Annotated in this window: 21 protein-coding genes, 1 other RNA gene, 1 pseudogene and 1 riboswitch; of the genes and pseudogenes, 7 read left to right on the forward strand and 16 right to left on the reverse strand. The window is 52.5% G+C overall.

The window, feature by feature from the left end; translation table 11 throughout:
- The first annotated feature begins 70 nt into the window (after positions 1-70).
- From recA to HZU75_RS01595, 6 genes are all read left to right on the forward strand, one after another.
- The gene (gene recA, locus HZU75_RS01570; RefSeq protein ID WP_180307468.1) at positions 71-1,114 is read left to right on the forward strand and encodes a recombinase RecA; all 1,044 of its coding nucleotides are present in this window, start codon (positions 71-73) and stop codon (positions 1,112-1,114) included.
- A 72-nt stretch (positions 1,115-1,186) separates the two neighbouring features.
- Complete coding sequence (gene recX / locus HZU75_RS01575; RefSeq protein WP_180307469.1) at positions 1,187-1,648, forward strand: recombination regulator RecX; 462 nt, start codon at positions 1,187-1,189, stop codon at positions 1,646-1,648.
- Between the two features lie 217 nt (positions 1,649-1,865).
- On the forward strand, positions 1,866-4,484 hold the full coding sequence (gene alaS, locus HZU75_RS01580; RefSeq protein WP_180307470.1) for an alanine--tRNA ligase: 2,619 nt from the start codon (positions 1,866-1,868) through the stop codon (positions 4,482-4,484).
- Positions 4,485-4,606: 122 nt separating this feature from the next.
- Positions 4,607-4,831 (forward strand): DUF1653 domain-containing protein, encoded by a 225-nt coding sequence (locus tag HZU75_RS01585; protein WP_180307471.1) that lies wholly within the window; start codon positions 4,607-4,609, stop codon positions 4,829-4,831.
- Between the two features lie 49 nt (positions 4,832-4,880).
- Positions 4,881-5,786 carry a DUF808 domain-containing protein gene (locus HZU75_RS01590; protein ID WP_180307472.1) on the forward strand — a complete coding sequence of 302 codons (906 nt, stop codon included), beginning with the start codon at positions 4,881-4,883 and terminating at the stop codon, positions 5,784-5,786.
- Between the two features lie 114 nt (positions 5,787-5,900).
- The gene (locus HZU75_RS01595) at positions 5,901-6,701 is read left to right on the forward strand and encodes a substrate-binding periplasmic protein (protein ID WP_180307473.1); all 801 of its coding nucleotides are present in this window, start codon (positions 5,901-5,903) and stop codon (positions 6,699-6,701) included.
- 72 nt (positions 6,702-6,773) lie between these two features.
- Here HZU75_RS01595 and HZU75_RS01600 read toward each other — a convergent pair whose 3' ends face one another.
- From HZU75_RS01600 to HZU75_RS01630, 7 genes are all read right to left on the reverse strand, one after another.
- Complete coding sequence (locus tag HZU75_RS01600; protein WP_180307474.1) at positions 6,774-6,968, reverse strand: hypothetical protein; 195 nt, start codon at positions 6,966-6,968, stop codon at positions 6,774-6,776.
- 188 nt (positions 6,969-7,156) lie between these two features.
- Positions 7,157-7,555, reverse strand: a complete 399-nt coding sequence (locus HZU75_RS01605) for a hypothetical protein (RefSeq protein ID WP_180307475.1) — start codon at positions 7,553-7,555, stop codon at positions 7,157-7,159.
- A 2-nt stretch (positions 7,556-7,557) separates the two neighbouring features.
- Complete coding sequence (gene gcvP, locus HZU75_RS01610) at positions 7,558-10,422, reverse strand: aminomethyl-transferring glycine dehydrogenase (RefSeq protein ID WP_180307476.1); 2,865 nt, start codon at positions 10,420-10,422, stop codon at positions 7,558-7,560.
- A gap of 212 nt (positions 10,423-10,634) precedes the next feature.
- Positions 10,635-11,021 (reverse strand): glycine cleavage system protein GcvH, encoded by a 387-nt coding sequence (gene gcvH / locus HZU75_RS01615; RefSeq protein ID WP_180307477.1) that lies wholly within the window; start codon positions 11,019-11,021, stop codon positions 10,635-10,637.
- Between the two features lie 170 nt (positions 11,022-11,191).
- Positions 11,192-12,313: a glycine cleavage system aminomethyltransferase GcvT gene (gene gcvT, locus HZU75_RS01620; RefSeq protein WP_180307478.1), complete on the reverse strand. Its 1,122-nt coding sequence runs from the start codon at positions 12,311-12,313 to the stop codon at positions 11,192-11,194.
- Between the two features lie 111 nt (positions 12,314-12,424).
- Positions 12,425-12,497, reverse strand: a non-coding RNA gene (locus HZU75_RS01625) — sX9 sRNA.
- 111 nt (positions 12,498-12,608) lie between these two features.
- Positions 12,609-12,706, reverse strand: a riboswitch (glycine riboswitch).
- Between the two features lie 78 nt (positions 12,707-12,784).
- Positions 12,785-13,249, reverse strand: a complete 465-nt coding sequence (locus HZU75_RS01630) for a GNAT family N-acetyltransferase (RefSeq protein WP_180307479.1) — start codon at positions 13,247-13,249, stop codon at positions 12,785-12,787.
- A gap of 127 nt (positions 13,250-13,376) precedes the next feature.
- On the opposite strand from HZU75_RS01630, the gene HZU75_RS01635 reads away from it, so the two are divergent.
- Positions 13,377-14,195, forward strand: coding sequence for a hypothetical protein (locus tag HZU75_RS01635; protein ID WP_180307480.1), 819 nt, complete (start codon positions 13,377-13,379; stop codon positions 14,193-14,195).
- A gap of 28 nt (positions 14,196-14,223) precedes the next feature.
- Here the strand turns inward: HZU75_RS01635 and HZU75_RS01640 are convergent, their stop codons facing one another.
- The 9 genes and pseudogenes from HZU75_RS01640 to HZU75_RS01680 all read right to left on the reverse strand — a co-directional run bounded on the left by HZU75_RS01640 (position 14,224) and on the right by HZU75_RS01680 (position 22,932).
- Complete coding sequence (locus HZU75_RS01640) at positions 14,224-14,547, reverse strand: hypothetical protein (RefSeq protein WP_180307481.1); 324 nt, start codon at positions 14,545-14,547, stop codon at positions 14,224-14,226.
- Complete coding sequence (locus tag HZU75_RS01645) at positions 14,547-15,830, reverse strand: DUF445 domain-containing protein (RefSeq protein ID WP_180307482.1); 1,284 nt, start codon at positions 15,828-15,830, stop codon at positions 14,547-14,549. Before HZU75_RS01645 ends, HZU75_RS01640 begins: the two co-directional genes overlap by 1 nt.
- A gap of 170 nt (positions 15,831-16,000) precedes the next feature.
- Positions 16,001-17,395, reverse strand: a complete 1,395-nt coding sequence (gene dbpA, locus HZU75_RS01650) for an ATP-dependent RNA helicase DbpA (protein WP_180307483.1) — start codon at positions 17,393-17,395, stop codon at positions 16,001-16,003.
- 195 nt (positions 17,396-17,590) lie between these two features.
- Positions 17,591-17,914 (reverse strand): AzlD domain-containing protein, encoded by a 324-nt coding sequence (locus tag HZU75_RS01655; RefSeq protein WP_180307484.1) that lies wholly within the window; start codon positions 17,912-17,914, stop codon positions 17,591-17,593.
- Between the two features lie 46 nt (positions 17,915-17,960).
- Positions 17,961-18,686 (reverse strand): AzlC family ABC transporter permease, encoded by a 726-nt coding sequence (locus HZU75_RS01660; protein WP_180307485.1) that lies wholly within the window; start codon positions 18,684-18,686, stop codon positions 17,961-17,963.
- Positions 18,687-18,915: 229 nt separating this feature from the next.
- Positions 18,916-19,953: pseudogene (gene fba, locus HZU75_RS01665) on the reverse strand (class II fructose-bisphosphate aldolase); the annotation flags it as partial.
- 48 nt (positions 19,954-20,001) lie between these two features.
- Positions 20,002-21,075 (reverse strand): class 1 fructose-bisphosphatase, encoded by a 1,074-nt coding sequence (locus HZU75_RS01670; protein WP_180307487.1) that lies wholly within the window; start codon positions 21,073-21,075, stop codon positions 20,002-20,004.
- A gap of 1 nt (position 21,076) precedes the next feature.
- Complete coding sequence (gene tpiA, locus HZU75_RS01675) at positions 21,077-21,958, reverse strand: triose-phosphate isomerase (RefSeq protein WP_228028152.1); 882 nt, start codon at positions 21,956-21,958, stop codon at positions 21,077-21,079.
- Positions 21,959-22,152: 194 nt separating this feature from the next.
- Positions 22,153-22,932 (reverse strand): DeoR/GlpR family DNA-binding transcription regulator, encoded by a 780-nt coding sequence (locus HZU75_RS01680; protein WP_180307488.1) that lies wholly within the window; start codon positions 22,930-22,932, stop codon positions 22,153-22,155.
- Positions 22,933-22,988 lie beyond the last annotated feature (56 nt).

Here is a 22,988-nt window from a genome sequence, read left to right on the forward strand (position 1 = left end):
CAAATGCTTGCAAAACAGAACGATTGTTCTATAATCGCACTACCTCATTATTTTTGCTCAGGACACCACCATGGATGATAACAAAAGCAAAGCTCTAGCCGCGGCATTAGCACAGATTGAACGCCAATTTGGTAAAGGCGCCATCATGAAAATGGGCGACAACCAGATTGAAAATGATCTGCAAGTCGTATCAACTGGCTCGCTAGGCTTGGACTTGGCTCTGGGCGTTGGTGGCTTGCCACGCGGCCGGATTGTTGAAATCTTTGGGCCAGAGTCTTCAGGTAAAACCACGCTGTGTTTGCATGTGGTTGCCGAGATTCAAAAACTGGGTGGTGTTGCCGCGTATATCGATGCGGAAAATGCGCTTGACCCAATCTACGCGCAAAAACTTGGTGTGAACGTATCGGACATGCTGATTTCTCAGCCTGATACTGGCGAACAAGCACTCGAAATCGCCGATATGCTGGTGCGCTCTGGTGGCGTTGACATCATCGTCGTTGACTCGGTTGCCGCATTAACACCAAAAGCCGAGATTGAAGGCGAAATGGGTGACGTACACGTCGGCCTGCAAGCCCGCTTGATGAGCCAAGCTTTACGTAAACTGACTGGTAATATCAAACGCACCAATACACTGGTAATCTTTATTAACCAGTTGCGTATGAAAATCGGCGCGATGATGCCAGGGCAAAGCCCGGAAACCACCACCGGTGGTAATGCGCTGAAATTCTACGCTTCAGTCCGTCTCGACATTCGCCGCATTGGTGCGGTGAAAAAAGGCGAAGAAATTATTGGTAACCAAACCAAAGTCAAAGTCGCCAAAAACAAAGTTGCACCACCATTCCGCGTGATCACGTTTGATATCCTGTACGGCGAAGGCATTTCGCGTGAAGGCGAGATCATCGAGCAAGGCGTAGCCAATAAGATTGTCGAAAAATCCGGCGCTTGGTACAGCTACAATGGCAACAAGATTGGTCAAGGTCTGGAAAACTCACGTCAATTCCTAAAAGATAATCCGGAATTGGCCGACGAAATCATCAAGAAAGTCCGCGATAAGTTGATCGGCAGCAGCTTGCCGATCGAAATGGGCGGCGATGATGTCGAAGCTGCCGAATAAGCGGCGGCGTTAGTCATTCTGATCAGGCTCTCCTCGTGGGAGCCTTTTTTCATTATGTGGGCGGGAGAAAATATGGTTTCACTGCGCAATAAAGCACTGCAAATGCTAGGTCGGCGCGACCATTCGCGCGCTGAGCTAGAGCAAAAACTAAAAGCACACACTGAAACGCCAGACGAGATCCCGGCGCTGCTCGACGATTTTGAGGCGAGAGGTTGGCTGTCGGACAGCCGCTTTGCCGAGCAATGGACGCACTATCGCAGCCAGCGCTATGGCCTTGGTAAGCTCAAACAAGAATTACGCCAACGCGGCGTCGCCAGCGAGATTATTGATGCCAGCATTGAAGCCGTCGCTGAGAACGAAGAAAGTACCGCGCGCAGGCTATGGCAGAAGAAATTTGGCCAATCCCCAGCAGATGCTAAAGAGCGCGCCAAGCAGTTGCGTTTTTTAGCCAGTCGCGGCTTTAGCACTAGCGTGATTTATCGGGTAGTCAACGGTGCGGATGACGATACATTTGACGAGTTTGACTGTGATTGAGATACACCACCAAGTATACGGATATAGCCTAGATTTTAAATGATCATTTCAGATATACCCCACCACTCTAAACAAAAATGCCAATCTAGTCGTCGTTATCTTCGCGATTAGTAACATCGTCACTCAGGACAACAAATCCCCTGTGCGCCTACCCGCCCACGCCACTTTGCATTAGAATCTATTCCCTTGAATTTAAACTGCGCGCGCGTAACGTCTTATGAAATCATCCCAGATTCGCCAAAAGTTCTTGGACTTTTTTGCAAGCAAAAGCCACCAAGTCGTGGCTTCATCCTCGCTGATTCCGGCTAACGATCCGACGATCCTGTTTACCAATGCCGGGATGAACCAATTTAAAGACGTGTTCTTGGGTTTTGATAAACGCCCTTACACGCGCGCTACTACCAGCCAAAAATGTGTCCGCGCCGGTGGCAAACACAATGACTTAGAAAACGTTGGCTACACCGCCCGCCACCACACCTTTTTTGAAATGCTCGGTAATTTCTCGTTTGGCGACTACTTCAAACGAGAAGCGATTTTGTACGCATGGGAATTCTTGACTAGCCCTGAATGGCTGGGTATTCCTAAAGAAAAACTGATGGTCACCGTGTACGCAACGGACGACGAAGCTTATGACATTTGGAACAAAGAAGTCGGCGTTCCAGCAGAGAAAATCGTACGCATCGGTGACAACAAAGGCGCGCCATATGCATCAGATAATTTCTGGCAAATGGGCGACACCGGTCCATGTGGTCCATGTTCTGAAATTTTCTACGATCACGGCGACCACATTTGGGGCGGCCCTCCAGGATCACCAGAAGAAGACGGTGACCGTTTCATCGAGATCTGGAACAACGTATTCATGCAATTTAACCGCGACGAAGCGGGAGTATTGCATCCACTGCCAAAACCATCGGTTGATACCGGCATGGGCCTGGAGCGGATTTCTGCAGTAATGCAGAAAGTGCATGCGAACTACGAAATCGATCTATTCCAACACCTATTGGCGGCAGCGCAACGTGAAACCGGCGCGACCGATCCAGAATCACCATCACTAAAAGTGATTGCCGATCACATCCGCTCATGTGCCTTCCTGATCGCTGACGGCGCTTTGCCAGCCAACGACGGTCGTGGTTATGTACTGCGCCGCATTATTCGCCGCGCGATTCGTCACGGCTACAAACTAGGTCAGAAAGGCTACTTCTTCCATAAGCTGGTTGCACCATTGGCCGACGTAATGGGCGATGCCTACCCAGAGTTGCGTCAGCGTAAAGAACACATTATCGACGCACTGAAGACCGAAGAAGAAATCTTTGGGCGCACGCTAGAAAACGGCATGACCTTGCTCGACACCGTTTTGGGCGGCGGCAAGCAAGTGCTTGACGGCGATGTGGCGTTCAAATTGTCTGACACCTACGGCTTCCCAATCGATTTGACCGCCGACGTTTGCCGCGAGCGCAATGTCACCGTCGATATCGCCGGTTTTGAAGCTGCGCTCGAAGCACAGCGCAAACAATCTAAAGCCGCTGGCACTTTCAAAATGACGGCAGGCTTGGCGTACGAAGGCGAAGCTTCGTGCTTCCACGGTTATACCGAGAGCAGCCGCGCAGCCAAAGTGATTGCCCTGTATAAAGGCAGCGAGCAAGTTCAGCAATTGGTCGATGGCGACGAAGGCGTAATCGTACTGGATCACACGCCGTTCTACGCGGAATCAGGTGGCCAAGCGGGTGACTCCGGCGTCATCGCTGGCTCGGGCGTTTTCAACGTCACAGACACGCAGAAAATCAAAGCCGATGTATTTGGTCACCAAGGTCAGATTATCAGCGGCACGCTCAAAGTTGGCGACGCCGTAACCGCCAGCATCGACATCGCCAAACGCCAAGCCAGCCAACGCAATCACTCGGCCACACACTTGCTACACGCTGCATTGCGCGAAGTTTTGGGCACGCATGTTGAGCAAAAAGGCTCTTTGGTCAATCACGAGCGTACGCGTTTTGACTTCTCGCACCCGAAAGCACTAACCAGCGACGAAATCGCCAAAGTGGAAGACTTGGTCAACCAAGTCATCATGGCCAATGAAGAAGCCGTCGCTAAATTGATGAGCTACGACGAGGCGATCAAAAACGGCGCGATGGCCTTGTTTGGCGAAAAATATGGCGATGAAGTGCGCGTATTGAAAATGGGCGACTTCTCGACCGAATTGTGCGGAGGTACGCACGTTGGCCGCACTGGTGACATCGGTCTGTTTAAAATCGTATCGGAAGGTGGCGTAGCTGCTGGTATCCGTCGCGTTGAAGCGATCACGGGCACTGCTGCATTGTCAGCTGTACAAGCGCAAGACGCCGAGTTGAAAGCCGCAGCCGTAATCGCAGGCGCGCAATCGGGCGAATTGCTCTCGAAGCTGGAAAAACTGCAAGCGGATCTGAAAGCCGCGCAAAAAGAAGTGTCGCAACTGAAAGCGCAGATGGCGTTTACCCAGCTCGACCAGTTGATCGGCGTTGGTATGCGCACCATTAATGGCGTGAAATGCATCGGTAGCGTCGTCGACGGTGTTGAAGCGGGTATGTTGCGTGAAATGAGCGACAAGCTAATGGATCGCGTTGAAAGCGGCATCGCCCTACTTGCTTGCGTGAGCGACGATAAAGTGAGCCTGATCGCCCGGGTTAGCAAAGACCTCACCGGCAAGGTTAAAGCGGGTGAATTGGTGAATGTTGCGGCGCAAATCGTGGGCGGCAAAGGTGGTGGTCGCCCTGACATGGCTCAGGCGGGTGGTACCGATACCAGCAAAGTCAAAGAGGCGATGGAAGCAGCTGCGGCTTGGCTGGAAACTAAGCTTTAATCAATTTGACCACATATTGTTTCACAGAAAATGGCCACCCTCGGGTGGCCATTTTTACGGGGTATCTCGTTAAAAGCCTCATTATTTATTAACAATAGAGATATACATAACAGGGTATCAATATGACAGCTAAGCCAGAATTACCCTTAGGGCGTTATCGTCATTACAAAGGCAATCAATATGAAGTGATTGATCTAGCCCGCCACTCTGAAACTTGCGAGTGGCTGGTGGTGTATCGGCCACTATATGGCGAAGGAGGCTTGTGGGTACGCCCCTTTGCGATGTTTGTGGAAAACGTCGTAATTGATGGTGTACCGCAAGCCAGATTTGCCAAAATCACTGACTAACAGCAAACTAGCACATTAACAAAAATTAACAAATGCACAGGGAAGATCAATGGCTGGAGCAAGTTTACTTACACTTTTAGACGATATTGCTACGATTCTGGATGATGTTGCCGTCATGACTAAAGTCGCCGCAAAAAAGACTGCGGGGGTTTTGGGTGATGATTTGGCACTCAATGCCGAACAAGTCAATGGGGTACGTGCGGAACGTGAATTGCCGGTGGTATGGGCCGTTGCCGTGGGCTCACTCAAAAATAAAATCATTTTAGTGCCCGCGGCATTGGCCATTAGTGCCTTTATCCCCTGGGCAGTGATCCCATTATTAATGGTGGGTGGTTTATACCTGTGCTTTGAAGGGGTAGAAAAGCTAGCCCATAAATTCTTTCCACACGCAGAAGAAGAAAACCACGAGGCCTTGATCACCGCCATTAGTGATGAAAATGTCGATTTAGTTAGCCTAGAAAAAGACAAAATTAAAGGCGCAATTCGCACCGACTTCGTCTTATCGGCTGAGATTATCGTTATCGCCCTAGGTACCGTTGCAGATAAATCTTTATCGACCCAATTTATTGTCTTGGCAGGCATTGGCGTGATTATGACAATTGGCGTCTATGGCTTGGTGGCGGGCATTGTAAAGCTGGATGACATCGGCTTTTATTTGCAAAAGAAAACCAATGGCGCGTTAAAAACAGTAGGAGCAATGCTGGTAGCAACTGCACCAAAACTGATGAAGCTGCTTACCGTTGTTGGTACTGCGGCGATGTTTTTGGTGGGTGGGGGTATTCTGACGCATGGCATCCCACAACTTCATCATGGCATTGAGCATCTAGCAGCCGAAAGCGGTAATGTGATGGCGGCAGTCATACCAAGTGCAATGAATCTGCTGGTCGGCGTGCTAGCTGGCGCAATTGCACTTGCAGCTGTTGCACTAGGCAGCAAGTTGTTTGGTAAAAAGTAACTCATTACAAAGGCATGACTAGCGCGGTCATAATATTGCGCTGGTCTGTCCACTGCTTGCAGGTCATGGTTGATTGACCTATAGCTAGGAAGATTCATTCAAAAGTAAGTCATCATGCCCCGTGGCTCCACTGATGCTCATTCAATACTAAGCAAAACCCTTACTGCCGTGGTGCTTAGTACACTAATCAACGTTTCAGTTGAGGCTGGTTCATGCTTAACCAGCCTCAAAGTAAGCTGGGATACATGGGCACCATTTCATTACCAAGATGCCCACGGACAAATGCAAGGCTATGCCGTACAAGTCTTAAACGAAATGGCCAAACGAGCACAGTGCAAGCTTAGCTATGTACAGCGCCCATGGAAACGCACGCTCAATGAATTGGCTACTGGCGATGTCGACCTTGCCATGGAAACGCTCAAAACACCTGAGCGCGAGCAGTTCGCACTATTTTCCGGGCCTTACAGCCCAACGGTCATTCAGCTATATCACAACACAAATTCAGCACGAGCTTGGAATATTCGCACTCTAGCAGATCTGGAACGCTATCCAGGCGTTCGAATAGGTGTTGCACGCGGGGATAGTTTTGGTTCTGAAATTGACCAATGGCTAGCGCAAAGCCACCCGGGAATTGTGGTCGATGTAGCCCCAACCATGCAGGCCAATCTACAAAAACTAGCCTATGGCCGTATTGATCTGGCCTTCGCGTCTTCGCTCTCGGCCATCGCAGTCATAAAATCTTTGCGGCTTAATACGATTTCACCACTAGCGGTGGGTTGGACTATTGAGGATGCACATTTTGCCTTCAGCAAAATCAGTGTCAGCGACGGGGATTTTCAGCGCATGAACCAAGCATTGGAAAGCATGCGCAAAGATGGCAAATTGGCTGAATTAGTCAGGCTGTATCGCCACTAATACAAAAATAAAAAGCCCCACATTGGTGGGGCCGCGAGACAGTAGAAGGATTGCAATACTAATTTAGGCCGCTTAACCTAGCCATGGACGAGGGCGGGGAATGCGCTGCTGCTCTTCCGCCTCTGCCACCGTGAGCAAGCGGAGCTGACATACTGGCTGATCAATCGCCAGCGAGTCCAAATGAATCGCGCTAGCTTGTAATGCTTGTGATTCGAACGCGTCGTCTTGCGTTGCTTCGTTTGCTGACATATCAAAGATGCGTACCATGATGTGGCCCTCCCTAGTATTTCAAAATCCGCGATTCGCGACGGAGACCCTTACAAACTTATCCTTACAACTTGAATATCGGCGCGTTTGTTTGAAATTTCAATCCCTTTATATTGTTTTCGCCAAATAAATTATGAACGGCACTAAATCGACGTTAGAAGGTGCTAAATCAAATGGGATTTGTTCGCTCAATTACAGATAATCAAAGCAAGCACAGCCAACACGGCTAGGCATACCCAAGCTAAGCTCACACCAGCAGGTAAAGCGTTTTCGATATCGGCCAGTGACTTGGATGCGAGTAAGTGATGCCGATTACGCAAGACTAGTTGCAACCAAGACACCCCCAGTTTGCAACTAAAAATGCCAAATGCAGCGCTCATTGCAAGCAATAAGCAAAACTCGAATGGTGCTTCTGCAAAATCTGAGCCAAATAATTCACCTGAGAACACCGCCTGCCAAACTTGGTGCAACGTCAACAGGCCTAGCAGCAGCAAAATAACGGCGAGCAGCAGAAAACGTAGGGTTTGTATTAGATTTGCTTTCACATGGAACAAAAAAAGGGAGGCTAAGCCTCCCTTTTTTAACATGATTAGCTGTAATTATCCATGCTTGGACAAGAGCAAATCAGATTACGGTCGCCATACACATCATCAATGCGATTCACCGATGGCCAGAATTTATTATCCAGCACATACGGCAATGGGAAAAACGCCGTGTCGCGGCTGTAGGCGTGGTTCCATTCGCCTGAAATATCACCTTTGCTGTGAGGTGCATTTTTCAGCGGATTGTCTTCCAGCGTCCACTCACCCGCTTCTACTTTGGCGATCTCGTTGCGAATCGACACCATCGCGGCGATAAAGCGATCCAGCTCTGGCTTGGCTTCTGATTCAGTCGGCTCAATCATCAGCGTACCGGCCACTGGGAAGCTCATCGTTGGCGCGTGGAAACCGTAGTCCATCAGGCGTTTGGCAATATCGACTTCAGTAATACCGCTCGCCGCTTTCAATGGGCGAATGTCGATAATACATTCGTGCGCCACACGGCCATTGGCACCGCTGTACAACACTGGGTAATGCGCGCCGAGTTTCTTCGCGACGTAGTTGGCGTTGAGCAAAGCGATTTCAGTCGCACGTTTCATGCCTGCCGCACCCATCATCGTGATATACATCCACGAAATCGGCAGAATCGATGCCGAACCAAATTGCGCCGCAGAGACTGCACCTTGCCCTTGCGCTACGCTCGCATCACCCACGGTGATTGGCGCTACAGCGTGGTTAGCCATAAACGGTGCTAAGTGTGCCGCCAAGCCAATCGGGCCCATGCCGGGGCCGCCGCCGCCGTGTGGAATGCAGAAGGTTTTGTGCAGATTCATGTGGCTCACATCCGCGCCGATATCGGCTGGACGCGTTAAGCCCACTTGCGCGTTCAAGTTCGCGCCGTCCATATACACCTGACCACCAAACTGATGCACCGTTGCGCAGATTTCTTTTACTGCAGCTTCAAATACACCGTGCGTAGATGGGTAAGTCAGCATCAGCGCGGCGAGGTTGTCTTTGTGCTGTTCAGCTTTGGCTTTCAGATCAGCCACATCGACGTTACCGCTCTCGTCGCAATCGATCACCACGACTTTCATATTCATCATCTGCGCCGTTGCCGGGTTGGTGCCGTGCGCAGATTTTGGAATCAAGCAGATATTGCGATGCGCGTCGCCACGGCTTTCGTGGTAACGGCTGATCGCCAACAAGCCAGCGTATTCACCTTGTGCGCCAGAGTTCGGCTGCATACAAATCGCGGCAAAACCGGTGATGGCCTTCAATTGATCGGCCAGGGTATCGACCAAAATCTGGTAGCCTGCGGTCTGCTCGCTTGGCGCGAATGGGTGGATATTGCCAAATTCTGGCCAAGTCACCGGAATCATTTCACTGGTAGCGTTAAGCTTCATCGTGCAGCTACCAAGAGAAATCATCGAGTGATTCAACGCCAGATCACGATTTTCGAGGCGTTTGAGGTAACGCAGCATTTCGTGTTCGGTGTGATAGCTATTGAACACCGGGTGCGTCAGGTAGGCTGAAGTACGAACCAGTTCCACTGGAATCGCATCGCTGGCAGTTGCATCAAGTGCCGCCAGATCAACGTCTTTACCCGTAAAGAGCTTCAGCAAGGTGGCCAGATCGTCTTGCGATGCCGCTTCGTGGAAAGCCACGCCCAATATGCTGTCTGACACTTGGCGCAAGTTATAACCCGCGTCTTGCGCGGCTTGGTAAACCGCAGCGGCATTGCTGAGTTCCACTTGTACCGTGTCAAAGAAAGCGTTGTGCACCACTTTACCGCCTGCTTGTACGACGCCCGCAGCAAACAGCGCAGCCAAACGGTGTACACGTTGCGCGATACGTTTTACACCCACTGGGCCGTGGTACACGGCGTACATGCCGGCCATATTGGCGAGCAGCACTTGCGAGGTACAAATATTCGAGTTGGCTTTTTCGCGGCGGATATGTTGCTCGCGTGTTTGCAGCGCCATCCTTAAAGCTGTCTTCCCTTTGGCATCGATCGACACGCCAATAATCCGGCCTGGAGCCGAGCGTTTCATGTCGTCTTTGAATGCAAAATAAGCCGCGTGTGGGCCACCAAAGCCCATTGGCACGCCAAAGCGCTGCGTGTTACCGACGGCCACGTCCGCGCCCAATTCGGCTGGAGACTTCAATACCGCGAGTGACAGCAAATCAGCTGCCACAATCGCCACGCCACCTTTGGCTTTGAGTGCTGCGATCGGGCCTGACAAATCAGCCACCACACCATCAGCGCCCGGATACTGGAACAGCGCACCGAAATAATCGCCAGCACCAGCCTGATCCGCAGCCCCCACCACAACTTCAAAGCCGAAGTATTTCGCGCGAGTTCGCACCACGTCTAGTGTCTGAGGCAATACCTGCGCATCAACAAAGAAAACGTCTGCCTTCACTTTCGACACACGACGCGCCATGGCCATCGCTTCAGCGGCTGCCGTGGCTTCATCGAGCAAGGAAGCATTCGCCAGCTCAAGGCCGGTAAAGTCGATCACCATTTGCTGGTAATTCAGCAATGCTTCGAGGCGACCTTGTGCAATTTCAGCTTGGTACGGCGTGTACGCGGTGTACCAGCCGGGATTTTCCAGCACATTGCGCAAAATCACGCCCGGCGTCAGATTGGGGTAGTAGCCCAAGCCGATGAATGATTTTTTAATGATGTTCTTGCTGGCGATGGCTTTGAGTTTGGCCAGTGCTTCGTGCTCTGGCAATGCATCGGGCAGGTTCAGCGCTTGATTAAAGCGGATATCGGCTGGAATCGTCTGGCCAACCAAATCGTCGAGCGATGTCGCGCCAATTTCAGCCAACATCGCCGCTTGATCGGCGCTATTGGGGCCAATGTGACGCGCGACAAATTCGTCGCGATTAAACAAAGTAGAAAGCGTCATGGGGTACCTTCAGGGTCAAGGCGTAGCAAAGCGCAGCCATTTAGCCGCGCTTTGCAATAAATTATTCTTTTAAATCAGCAAATTGCCAAAAATCGTGCGCGAAGACCCAAGCACAAGGCAGGCAAGAACGAAAAACCGGAGTTGGCTGCAGCCAATGAGGATTTTGAGTTCGCGGCCTAACGCAGTGATTGGGCTTCGCAGCCGATTTTTAATTAGGCGCCGATTTCTTTGGTGTATTCAGCAGCTGACAAACATGCTTCCAGATCCGCCACATTCGCAGGCTTCACGCGGAAAAACCACGCCGCACCGTATGGATCGGTGTTCGCCAATTCTGGAGAGCCTTCGAGTTCAACGTTCACTTCAACCACTTCACCCGCGATTGGCGCGTACACATCAGAAGCGGCTTTCACTGACTCAACCACGCCGGCGGTCGCTTCTGCATCCAGTTGTGCGCCGACTTCTGGCAATTCAACAAATACGATATCGCCGAGCAATTCTTGCGCATGGTCGGTAATGCCGATCGTTACCGTGCCGTCGCTTTCAAGACGCAACCACTCGTGGCTGTTTACATATTTCAATTCTGCTGGAACATTGCTCATGACTTTATCCTCTAAGGTATTTAATTGGAGATCTTTATTTAATTCGTTTATAGGGCAATACCCTGCAACCGTATTTATTCAAAAGACTCACGCCAGACGCACAGCCACAGACTGTAGATTGGGTATGGCAAGGCCAAGCAACGCCGCGTGAGAACTTTTACCTGATTTACTTATTCGAAAACTTTTTTGCCGTTGCGTACAAATGGCATTTTCACTACGCGTACATCGGTCAGCGTACCGCGCAGATCAACTTGCGCTGACGCTCCAGTTCCGGCTGGGATGCGGGCAATTGCCACCGAATGCTTCAGCGTTGGTGAGAATGTACCGCTGGTGATGACACCTTCGCCGACACCTTCGACGACGACTTTCAAGCCTTCGCGCAATACGCCACGGCCTTCGAGTACCAGACCAACTTGCTTCATTTTGACACCCGCTGCACGTTCAGCTTCGAGCGCCGCGCGGCCGATAAAGTTGCGATCCGCGGGCTCCCACGCAATCGTCCAGCCCATACCGGCTTGCAATGGTGAAATGGTTTCGTCCATATCGTGGCCGTACAGATTCATGCCTGCTTCCAGTCGCAGCGTATCGCGTGCGCCCAAGCCAATTGGCGCAACACCAACACCGATCAAGGCTTTCCAGAATAGTGGCGCTTCGTCGGCTGGCAACATGATTTCAAGGCCGTCTTCGCCGGTGTAACCGGTGCGGGCAATAAACCAGCCTTCTTCAACCGAGCCAAATGGGAAGCCTTGGAATACTTTCAGGCCTTTGACCGTCGCTTCCCAGTCTTCGTGCAGCACTTTGCACGCTTTTTCAATCGCGTTCGGGCCTTGCACGGCGATCATTGCCAGCTCGCGGCGCACAGTCAGCACCACGTCGCGACCCTCAGCTTGTTTCAACATCCACGCGATGTCTTTGTCCGCCGTGCCCGCGTTCACGACCATGCGGTAGCCGTAGTAAGTCAGGTAAACGATCAGATCGTCGATGACGGTGCCTTCAGGCGTCAGCATGCCCGAGTACAGTGCCTTGCCTTCAAAGCCGAGCTTTTCAACGTCGTTGGCGATCAGCGTGCGCAGCCAGTCTTTGGCGTCCGCGCCAGTGATGTCGATGACGCACATGTGCGATACATCAAACATGCCTGCGTCATTGCGAACGATTTCGTGCTCTTTGAGTTGCGAGCCGTAGTGGATCGGCATCGCCCAGCCGGCAAAATCAACGATTTTCGCGCCAGCTGCGACGTGTGAGTCGTACAGCGGAGTGGTTTTTGGTGTAGCTTCTTGGGTCGTTGCGGTCATAAGACTTTCCTAGGGTATACCCTCATAGGCCACTACTTTATTGATGTAGCGGGCAACACCCCTCTGTCCATGTACCTGAGATTTTCCGGCTGCAGCAAGTGCTAGGAAATGAGTTTAAACGCAGCGAGCGGCTGTTAGTGCATTGAGGCCGGAGCACAGGAACCGGAGCGTACATGCAGTACGTGAGGATTCCGAGCACCGCCCGAGATGTGATCACAGCTCGCGCAGCAAGTTTAAAGCATTTCCGCCGTTAGCCCCTTCGGTGGCTCTTTTGAGCGCTCTCCAGAGTGTTTACGTCGATTAAGCAGTCCTTTGACCTGAGCGATTCGCGGGTGCCATTGCGCCTTCGGTGGTATTTGTTACTAGACAAATACACTCTCCTGCTTAACGGGCTGGATTATCGGGGGAAGTGGGCACAATGGCAAGCTAGAAAAGCGAAAAATCAGCCAGAAAAGGATAAGCGCAAAGTGCTTAAGCCAACATGGCTGCAGGGCTGGTGAGCTGCTTGGTCAAAATCGTCTGGTCTTCTTCCAGAAAACCGATTTTACGGTAGAAATGGTAGGCAGGCACCGCGCGTGCGGTATTCAAAAAGGTCCAGCGATAGCCTTGTGCATGCAAGCGCCGCTCATATTCAGCAAACAATTGTTTGCCCAAACCCTGCCCTTGCAACTGGCTATCAATGCAAAACTCCTTGATAAAGAAGTGCCAGCCTTCAATCCAGCGCTCGCCCCAGCCAAACGCCAAGCCCACCGGCACATCATCCGCCAACATGCCCAAGCCATAAAAACGCGGAAATTGGCTAAACGTGGCAAAGCGCTCGCACACCGCGTCAATATGCCAGCCGTCATGCCACGGCGCTGCGTTGAAGACGCGCAAATAAAGATCACAAAATGGCGCTAAATTGTCGGGTTTTAATTCACAGAAGGTAATTTTCATAGGTGGCTTAATTGATCTTGGGCGCATTTGTCGCCACAATGCTCAACTTACAAAAACAAACAGCTTAAATTCAAACTGACAAAACCACCAGCCATTTTCGTCATTAATCCCTGCACGAGAAAACCGCATGTCCTTGTTCCGCCGCCTGCCGTATGTATTGCCTAGCCTGCTTATACTGGCACTGGCCATTGCCATGTTGTTGCATGGTCCGATTTTGCAGCTACCCAATTACCACCATTTTGCCGACCGCCGCGCTTGGCTATCTATCCCCAATGCGGCCGATGTACTTTCCAACTTAGGTTTTGCCTTTGCCGGTGCCTGGGGGGTATGCCGACTATGGCAAGATCCACAATTGGTGCGCAGTGCACGCGTCGCCTACTATTTATTCTTCAGCGCGGTTTTTTTTACCTCACTAGGTTCAGGCTGGTATCACCTCGCCCCGGATAATGCACGGTTGATTTTTGATCGTATTCCGATAGCCATCGCTTGTGCGGGCCTATTGGCTGCGGCCTGGCAAGAATGTTATGGGCAAAATGAGCCACGCAATGTTCAACTGGGCTACTGTGCACTATTGGCAGTATTGGCTTATCTAAGCGTATGGTGGTGGCAATACACCGACGTGCCAAGCTTTGCCAGCACCGATTTACTTGGTCAAACAAAGGCGGCACCACAAGGCTTAGGCGATTTACGTCCCTATTTATTACTGCAAATGCTGCCGCTAATTTTGATTCCACTACTGCACTGGCAAGCCCAAGTCAGCCGCGCCAAACGCCTGGCATTTGCCAGTGCCATTTTGCTGTATGTATTCGCTAAAGTAGCCGAGCTACAAGACCATCAGATGTTTCACCAGCTCAGTCTCATCAGTGGCCACACGTTGAAGCATTTATTAGCCACAGCGGCCGCTGGAGTGCTGGTGTATCAACTAAAAATAGCTGCGCGGCCATAGCCCCCCTGCTTACAATTGGCTCGAAACGCTACTGAACTAGCTCGTGCAAAGTACGGGTAATTTCTTGGAATTTGTTTTCGTCGCTAAACGCCGAACAGCTTGATGCATATTGCTGCTCAGGCTGTTTACCCAGCCGAAAAAACACTTGCTCGCAATCACAGCGCAAGCGTGCTTTGATTTGCTGGTTTTTCCTGTTGCGCAACTCAGCGACCCAGCAAGCATCAGCACAGCCGCAAGAATGGTACCAAAGCACTTCGCGCTGATTAGGCCAATCTAACGGGGACGGCGGGGTGCCACCTGAAGCTAAGCCGATTACTGGCAAACACATCATCAGTACGCATAGCCGCCACATCACAGCACCACCAATTGATGCAAACCATACAGCACCAAGCCAATCAAACCGCCTACCAAGGTTCCATTAAGGCGGACAAATTGCAGATCAACACCAACATTGACTTCAAGGCGTTCAACCATCACTTCGTCATCCCACGCTTTGAGCTGCTCGGCGATAAAAACGCCGATCTGATGGCGATAACGTTTGACCAATTGGCCAGCGGCGATACGCGCATGGCGGTTGAGCCAGTCCGATAGGCTCTCGTCCTGTGCCAAGCGCTGCGCCAAATGGCTTAAGCCTTTGGCCAGCTTACTGCGCAGAGCCGAATCAGGCTCTTTTAATTGACCGGCCAAAAGGCCAACCACGTTGAGCCAGACTTTATCGAGCGCATCCATCAGCGTGGGTTCAGCCAGCATTTTTTGCTGCGCAGCGGCAAGGCGTGCTTTAAGTTCGGGATCATTTTTTAAGCGTTGTTGCAACTGCGCCAGCGTCTCATCAACGTGAACACGTAAGGTATGCTGATCGTTTTCGCGCATACCTTGCACCTCGCGCGCGGCGGCGTGCACCAGCTTGCGTGCCAGATAGCGTCCACCGGCTTCGTCAAGCGCGATCCATTTCAGGTAATCGAGCTCAGCCGCGATCAGCTGCGCCAGATGTTGCTGCAGCTCGGGTTTTTGCAATTGCTGATCGACATGGCTTAGTACCACATCGAGTAATTGTTGTTGCGCGCCGCTTTGGCGCACCAAGCTAAGCACTTCGGCGGCGGGCGCGGCCAGATCGATTTTGCCCAATTGCTGGCGCAGCAATTCGCGCAGCCGGGCTTGTATCTCCGGCTCGGTGAGGCTTTGCAAAATATAGTGCAACAAATTGGTCAGCTGCTCGGCACTTTGGCGCGCATTGGCGGGCTGCATTAACCAATTTGATAGTTTGGCAGCGGGGTTAAATTCGCTGACCTTGGCCATAATGCGTTCGGTCGATAAAAAATGCGCCTCGATAAATTCGCCCAAGCTATCGGCGATGCGGTGCTTGTTTTTAGGGATAATCGCGGTGTGCGGGATCGGCAAATTGAGCGGCTGGCGAAACAGCGCGGTCACCGCAAACCAGTCGGCCAAACCGCCGACCAGCGCGGCTTCGGCAAAGGCCTCAATAAACCCGAGCCAGCCCCAAGCCGGATATTGAGTGCGCAGCCAGATCACCCAAACCAGCAGCAGCGCCATCGCAATCAACAGCCCGGTGGCGCGGCGCTTCATCGCGCGCAGGCGTTCTGATTTAGCAGCAAATCCAGAGTGCGTGGCCGACATGGCGCTCTCCTTGCGAAGTCGTATCGATCAATGCACTGAGTTTAGCCATAAACAACTAATACGTCTTGCCGCAGATTAAACCCGCTGCCAAAAACAACAAAGGGTATACAGCCAAAGATCAATAACAAGTTGACCTCTGATTGCATACCCTTAATGTCTAATCGAATTGCTTAAATAATCCGCACTTTGACAGGTTTACCTTTGAGCTTGCCTTTTTCATTACCAAGTCGCTTGATCACTTGTGTTGCGTGGCAGCGATCAACGGCGACATAGGTTTGAAATTCAAATAGATCAATCTTGCCGATCGATTCAAACTGCAAACCGCCATCACCAGTCAGCGCGCCAACGATGTCACCGGGGCGGACTTTCTGTTTGCGGCCCGCGTCAAAACACAGCGTCGTCATTTTCGCGGGCAGCGCGAAATCGCCTTCGACAGTCAGATCGTCTTCGCGCCCTTTCGGTAGCTCGGATTTTAGGTATTCCTCGATCTGGCGCTGGCGCTTCACTTGGCTCGGCGAAACCAAACTCACCGCATGCCCTTTATTGCCGGCACGACCGGTACGGCCGATGCGGTGCACATACACTTCGGGATCGTACGGCAGCTCGTAATTCACCACCAGCGACAATTCTTTAATATCCAGCCCGCGTGCGGCCATATCGGTGGCGACCAGAATCGGGCAACTGCCGTTGGCAAAGCGCACCAGCATCAGATCGCGGTCGCGTTGATCGAGTTCGCCATGCAACGCAATCGCGTCGAACCCGTCTTCAACCAGCGAATCAGCCAGCGCCATACAATCGGCACGGGTGTTACAAAACACCACGCTCGATACTGGCTGGTAATGCGCGAAAATACGCTTCATCAAGTCGGGTTTATCGGCGTTATCCTTCACCGCAAAAATCGCTTGCTCGATATACGATTGGTCATGCAGCGCCTCGACGGTCACTTCAACCGGGCTACGCTGAATGCTAGCCGACAGTTTGCGGATGCCTTCCGGATATGTCGCCGAGAACAGCAAGGTCTGACGCCATTTGGGCAGGAATGAAATCACGTCCTGCACTTCGCCGCCAAAGCCCATATCCAGCATGCGGTCAGCTTCATCCAACACCAGTGTGCTGACTTGTTTGACGATTAGCGTTTCTTTGTGCAAATGATCCTGAATCCGGCCTGGCGTGCCGACAACCACGTGCGCACCGTGCGCGAGCGACGCGGCCTGCGGTGCCAGCGGCGTGCCGCCACACAAAGTCAGAATTTTCAAATTCGGCAAATGGCGACCCAAGCGACGCAGGTCTTTACTAACCTGATCGGCCAATTCGCGCGTTGGGCACAAAATCAGCGCCTGTGGGCGGAACAGCGTCAAGTTAAGTTTATGCAGCACGCCGATACCAAAAGCGGCCGTTTTGCCACTACCGGTTTTCGCTTTGGCGATCAGATCACGACCTTCCAGCACCAGCGGCAGGCTGGCGGCCTGAATCGGTGTCATAAACTCGTAGCCCAAGCCAGCCAGATTGTCGTGCCAGTCGGGCGTGAGTTGTTCGAGCGTGGTAAATGACGTTTTTTGTGACATGGTATTGATGCTGCCTTTTGAGTGTTCTAATACAAACTGTTCGGATAAAACCGGTTCGAATAAAAACGGCCTTGATCAAAGCGCTATCTCGCTTGAGCAAAGCCGTTGAATGATTTACGAATTTCGCTATTTTACCTGATTTGGCGCGCGGCTTGTCAGCTTTCTGCGCGCAATCATGCGCGTCAAACAATCAGCTCAAGCCAGCAGCCGAAATGCGTAATACACTGCCATTCCAGCTCCAATCGCCAACAGCAAGCGGCCACTTTTCCACATCATCCAACCTGTAGCCAGCATGCCCCATAGCTGAGGGTTGAGCAGATCGGTATTGAATTGGCCTTTCGTTAAGAAAACCTCAGGTACGACAATTGCAGTTAATACCGCAACGGGTACATAGGCCATGGCTTGGCGCAGGCGCGGCGGTAGGCGATCACCCACGCCCGGCAAAAAAAACACCAACCGCAGACCATAAGTCACCGCCGCCATACCAAGCAACATTAATAATAACGAGGGTATATCCACCTAACCAAATTCCTATTTAACCTTGCAGCCTATACATAGCCGAGTATTAGTCAGCCACCGAATGCGGCGGCGCGGCAAAACGCGCCACCAGCATGCCAGCACTCACACCAACAATAACAGCGCAAATCAGCCCTAGTTTATACGGCAAACTCGCCGCCAATAGCGCGGTGATGGCAGCGGCCAGCGCCGCGAACACTTGCGCACGCGATACCAGCATGGGCACCACGATGCCGGTAAAAGTGGCGACCATCGCAAACTCCAGCCCCCAATGGGCAATTTGCGGCACCGCCTGCCCCAAGGCAATACCCAGTGCGGTACACAGCACCCAGCAGCAGCAATTGCACAGACCCGACCCCAGCATATACGCACTAATCGGCATCACGTTTTGATTGATGCCCGACTGTACGGCGGCGAAGGTTTCGTCGGTCAGAAAATACGCCAAACCGGCACGCTGCCAAAATGGCAAATGGGACAGCGGGCTTTGTAAGGTGGCGCTGTAGAGCGCATGACGCAGATTAACCACCAGCGTCGTTAGCACAATCACCGGCCAGCTGGCGCTCGCGGCCAATAAAGTGAGCGCCAGAAATTGGGCCGATCCAGCATATACAAAGATGGACATCGCCAGCGCCGCCCACGGCGGCAAGCCAGACGGTGCGGCGAGCGTGCCAAAAATCAGCCCAAAAGGAGCTACGCCCAATTGCATCGGCAACGTAGCAACAAAGCCCTGCTTTAATGCGGCACGAGCAGAATGAGGATTGGTTAAAGTCGTCATCTGACGATACTAGCAGAAGCCAGCGCGCCAGCCGCTTACTGGCAGAAAAAAACCGGCTCAATGAGCCGGCGGGCAGACTAAAAATTCAAAAGAATGTTCCGAATCATCAGCAACAATCCCCCGTCATCAAGCGGCGGTCTAGCCAATGCTCGCTGGTAATACTGAGCACATTGGCTCCCAAGGTATGCACGGCACCCCCGCCAAGTAAGGAAGCCAGCGGCGGGATAGGCTGTGCATAGCGTTTGGCCATACTGGATAAGCTGAGAGGTACAATTTTGCTAGCCTGTCCTGCTGCACCAAAGGCCTCAAAACGCGCGATACAAATATCGCGCATCGCGTTCACCGACACTTGTAAATATTTGCGCGGATCGAATTCGGCCGGGTTTTGCGCCATAAAGCGGCGGATCGCGCCGGTGGCGGCAAGGCGCAAATCGGTGTCGATATTAATTTTGCGCACACCATAACGAATGCCACGGACTATTTCTTCGACCGGCACGCCCCAAGTAGCAGGGATCTCGCCGCCGTGTGCGTTGATAATCTCTAGCCATTCCTGCGGCACTGACGAGCTGCCGTGCATCACTAAATGCGTATTCGGTAAACGTTCGTGGATTTGGCGAATTCGTTCAATCGACAAAATCTCGCCAGTCGGTGGACGGCTAAATTTATACGCACCGTGACTGGTGCCGATGGCAATCGCCAGCGCATCCACTTGAGTAGCTTGCACAAACGCATACGCTTCCTCGGGATCGGTCAGTAGTTGGGCGTGATTGAGTTGCCCCGCCGCGCCGATGCCGTCTTCTTCACCAGCCAAACCGGTTTCCAGACTACCCAAGCAGCCAATTTCACCTTCCACTGATACGCCCAAGGCATGAGCCATAGCCACCACTTGGCGCGTCACTGAAACGTTGTAGTCGTAATCAGTCGGCGTTTTGCCGTCTTCTCCGAGCGAGCCATCCATCATCACCGAGCTAAAACCCAGCTCGATCGCCTGCTGACACACTTTCGGGCTAGTACCGTGATCTTGGTGCATCACGACTGGAATATGCGGAAACTCCTCCACTGCCGCCAGCATTAAATGCCGCAAAAACGGCGCGCCAGCATATTTTCTCGCCCCAGCCGAAGCCTGCATGATTACCGGACTATTGGTGCGATCGGCCGCCTCCATAATTGCACGCACTTGCTCTAGGTTATTCACATTAAAGGCGGGCACGCCGTATTGATTTTCGGCGGCATGATCGAGCAATTGGCGCATTGAGACGAGAGACATGGCTTACTCCTAGATGCTGTTGATGCAGGTTTTTGCTGTACTTGCGGTTTAATTGAAAATGGTTTCGAACAGGGTTTGATGCGAAGGTGGATGTGCCTGTCGCATTGATATACCTCCAGATGTATCAGCCGCTAGACCATATTTTGAATTGCCTTGATTGAAATACCCCTCAATCAAAGCCACTTCATCTTTCGCGCCCAAGATCACCGGTACACGCTGATGCAGCTCGGTCGGCTCAATGGCAAGCAGTCGCATCTGGCCAGTAGAGGCTGCGCCACCGGCCGCTTCCACCAACATCGCCATCGGGTTGGCTTCATACAGCAGCCGCAATTTGCCGTTGCGGGTTTTGGCGCGACTATCGGCGGGGTATAAAAACACGCCGCCGCGCAATAAAATGCGATGCACTTCGGCCACCATCGAGGCCACCCAGCGCATATTAAAATCGCGCTCACGCACGCCATCGCGCCCTTCGAGGCAATCGGCGATATAGGCTTGAATCGGCTGCTCCCAATGGCGCTGATTGGACGCATTAATCGCAAATTCTTGCGCCTGCGGTGCAATGCGCAAATCAGGGTGCGTTAGCACAAACAGCCCAGTTTCTTCTTGGTAAGTAAAGCCATTCACGCCCATTCCGGTCGTAATCACTAACATCGTTGCTGGGCCATACAAGGCATAGCCCGCGCACAATTGCCGTGTACCGCTTTGCAGGCAGACAGCCTCATCGCTACCGCCTTGCGGAGCAGATAAAATCGAAAAAATCGTGCCGACTGAGATATTGACGTCCAGATTGCTGGAGCCATCGAGCGGGTCGAACACCAAGGCCAAATCAGCGGTGGGGTTGCCAGCAATTACCTGCTCGACCTCTTCGCTGGCCAGCACCCGCGCCAGCTCTTGGGTTGCGGCTACCATGATGTCGTTGCTAATGACATCGAGCTTTTGCTGCGCTTCGCCTTGGATATTGTCAGTACCCGCCGCGCCGCTCGCGTGATTGAGCGCGGCATTGCGCACCGCGCTGGCAATCTGGCTGCACGCTTGCGCCACGCCCAGCAGTAAAGGCGCAACGCGCTGCAAACTGGCATCGCTGCGGTGCTGCCAGATATATTCATTCAGTGATAACGACATCTCAGGCCACCTGCTGCAATGTTGGTATGGATTGATAAACCGAATCAGTGTGCTGCACTTGCAGCGCGGCGCTATAAATCGGCAGAAAAGCGGCAATATCAAGCGAAGCACCACCAACCAGCACGCCGTCGATGTCGGGCATCGCCAGTAATTGCTGCGCGTTATCGGCCTTGACACTGCCACCGTAGAGCAGCGGCATCCGGGCCGCCGCTTGCGCATCGCATTGCGCCAGATAGGCGCGAATCAGCGCATGGGTCGCTTGCGCCACTTCGGGGGTCGCGGCTTGATTCGTACCAATAGCCCAGCGCGGCTCATAGGCCACAATCGCCTGCCGCCACAGCGGCGTGCTCATTAACCAATCGAGCTGATTGCAGAGCACTTGCTCGGTTTCGCCACGCTCGCGCTCGGCGGCGCTTTCACCAATGCAGACAATCGGCGTAATACCCGCCAACAAGCAAGCGCGGGCTTTACCGGCGATCAGCGCGTCATCTTCATAATGATGTTGACGGCGCTCGGAATGCCCGACCAAGGCATAACGACAGCCAACTTCGGCCAGCATCGCCGCCGACCACTCGCCAGTGCGCGCACCACTGGGCAACTCGGCCACGTCTTGCGCGCTGCACGTAACGCCAGTACCCAGCGCGAGCTGGCTCACCGTGGCTAAAAATGGTGCTGGCGGGCAAACCACCAGCTCGACCGCATCTTGCGCGGCGCGCCCCAAGGCAGGAATCATCGCGCGGCAAAAATCAAAGCTGCCGTGCATTTTCCAATTGGCCACCACCATTTGGCGGCGACGCGGGCTTACATCGCGGTTTGCGGCAGCACCCACATGTGGCTCTACCATGAAGTATTGCTGAGTCTGAGGTGAAATTGCGGCGTTCATTGATCTTCCTACCCTAGCAAGCGAATCAAAAGCGAACATCAAACAACATTCATTCGCGCATTTATGTTCGTATTATGCTCATATATTTTCACTTTACAAACATTTTTTGCGTAAAAACGAAAAAAAAGCAATTCAAAGACGAAAAAAACACCGACCAAACGAGGGTCGGTGTTTTCACTTGCGAATATTTAGTTTTAGCTCGCGCCCAACAACTCTTCAGCCACATACAGCTCGGTGCCGGTTTCTTCCAGTACCGGCAACAGCGCCTCAGGCACCGCCTGATCGGTAAACAGCGCGGTAATTTGGCGCAAATGCCCCATTTGCACCAAGGATGGGCGGCCAAATTTGGTGTGATCGACCACCAGAAACACATTACGCGCCTGCGCGATAATCGCCTCGGATGTGCGCGTTTCGCGCATTTCAAAATCGCGCAGCGTACCATCCATCTCGATACACGCCACACCGAGCACCGCGTAATCAACGCGAAACTGGCGGATAAACTCAATCGTCGCCTCGCCGCAAATGCCATTGTCTTTGGCGCGCATCACGCCGCCGGCCAAAATCACCTCGCTATCAGCGTAATGGCACATCGTCATCGCGATATGCGGATTATTGGTGATCACACGCAGGCCAATATGGTGCTGCAGCGCGCGTGCCACCGCTTCGCTGGTCGTTCCTAAGTTCATAAACACCGAAGCATGATTCGGAATATGCTCGGCGACCAGTTTGGCGATACGCTCTTTGGCGTCGATATTAAGCACCTTGCGCGCCGAGTATTCGACATTCTCAACGCTCGAATGCGCACTCGCGCCACCGTGAACGCGATGCAATTTGCGCTCGTCCGCCAGCTGGTTGATATCGCGGCGTATCGTTTGCGGCGTTACGCCAAAATGATGCGCCAACTCATCGACGCTAACATGCCCAGCGCGCTGCACCCATTCGAGGAGTTCTTGTTGGCGGGGATTGAAGATCATGCGGGGTTGTCCAGTGAAAATATTTAGTCGGTTTGCTTAAGATTTTTACTCAAAGA

Origin of the sequence: Chitinibacter fontanus (assembly GCF_013423785.1) — a bacterium.
GTDB lineage: Bacteria > Pseudomonadota > Gammaproteobacteria > Burkholderiales > Chitinibacteraceae > Chitinibacter > Chitinibacter fontanus.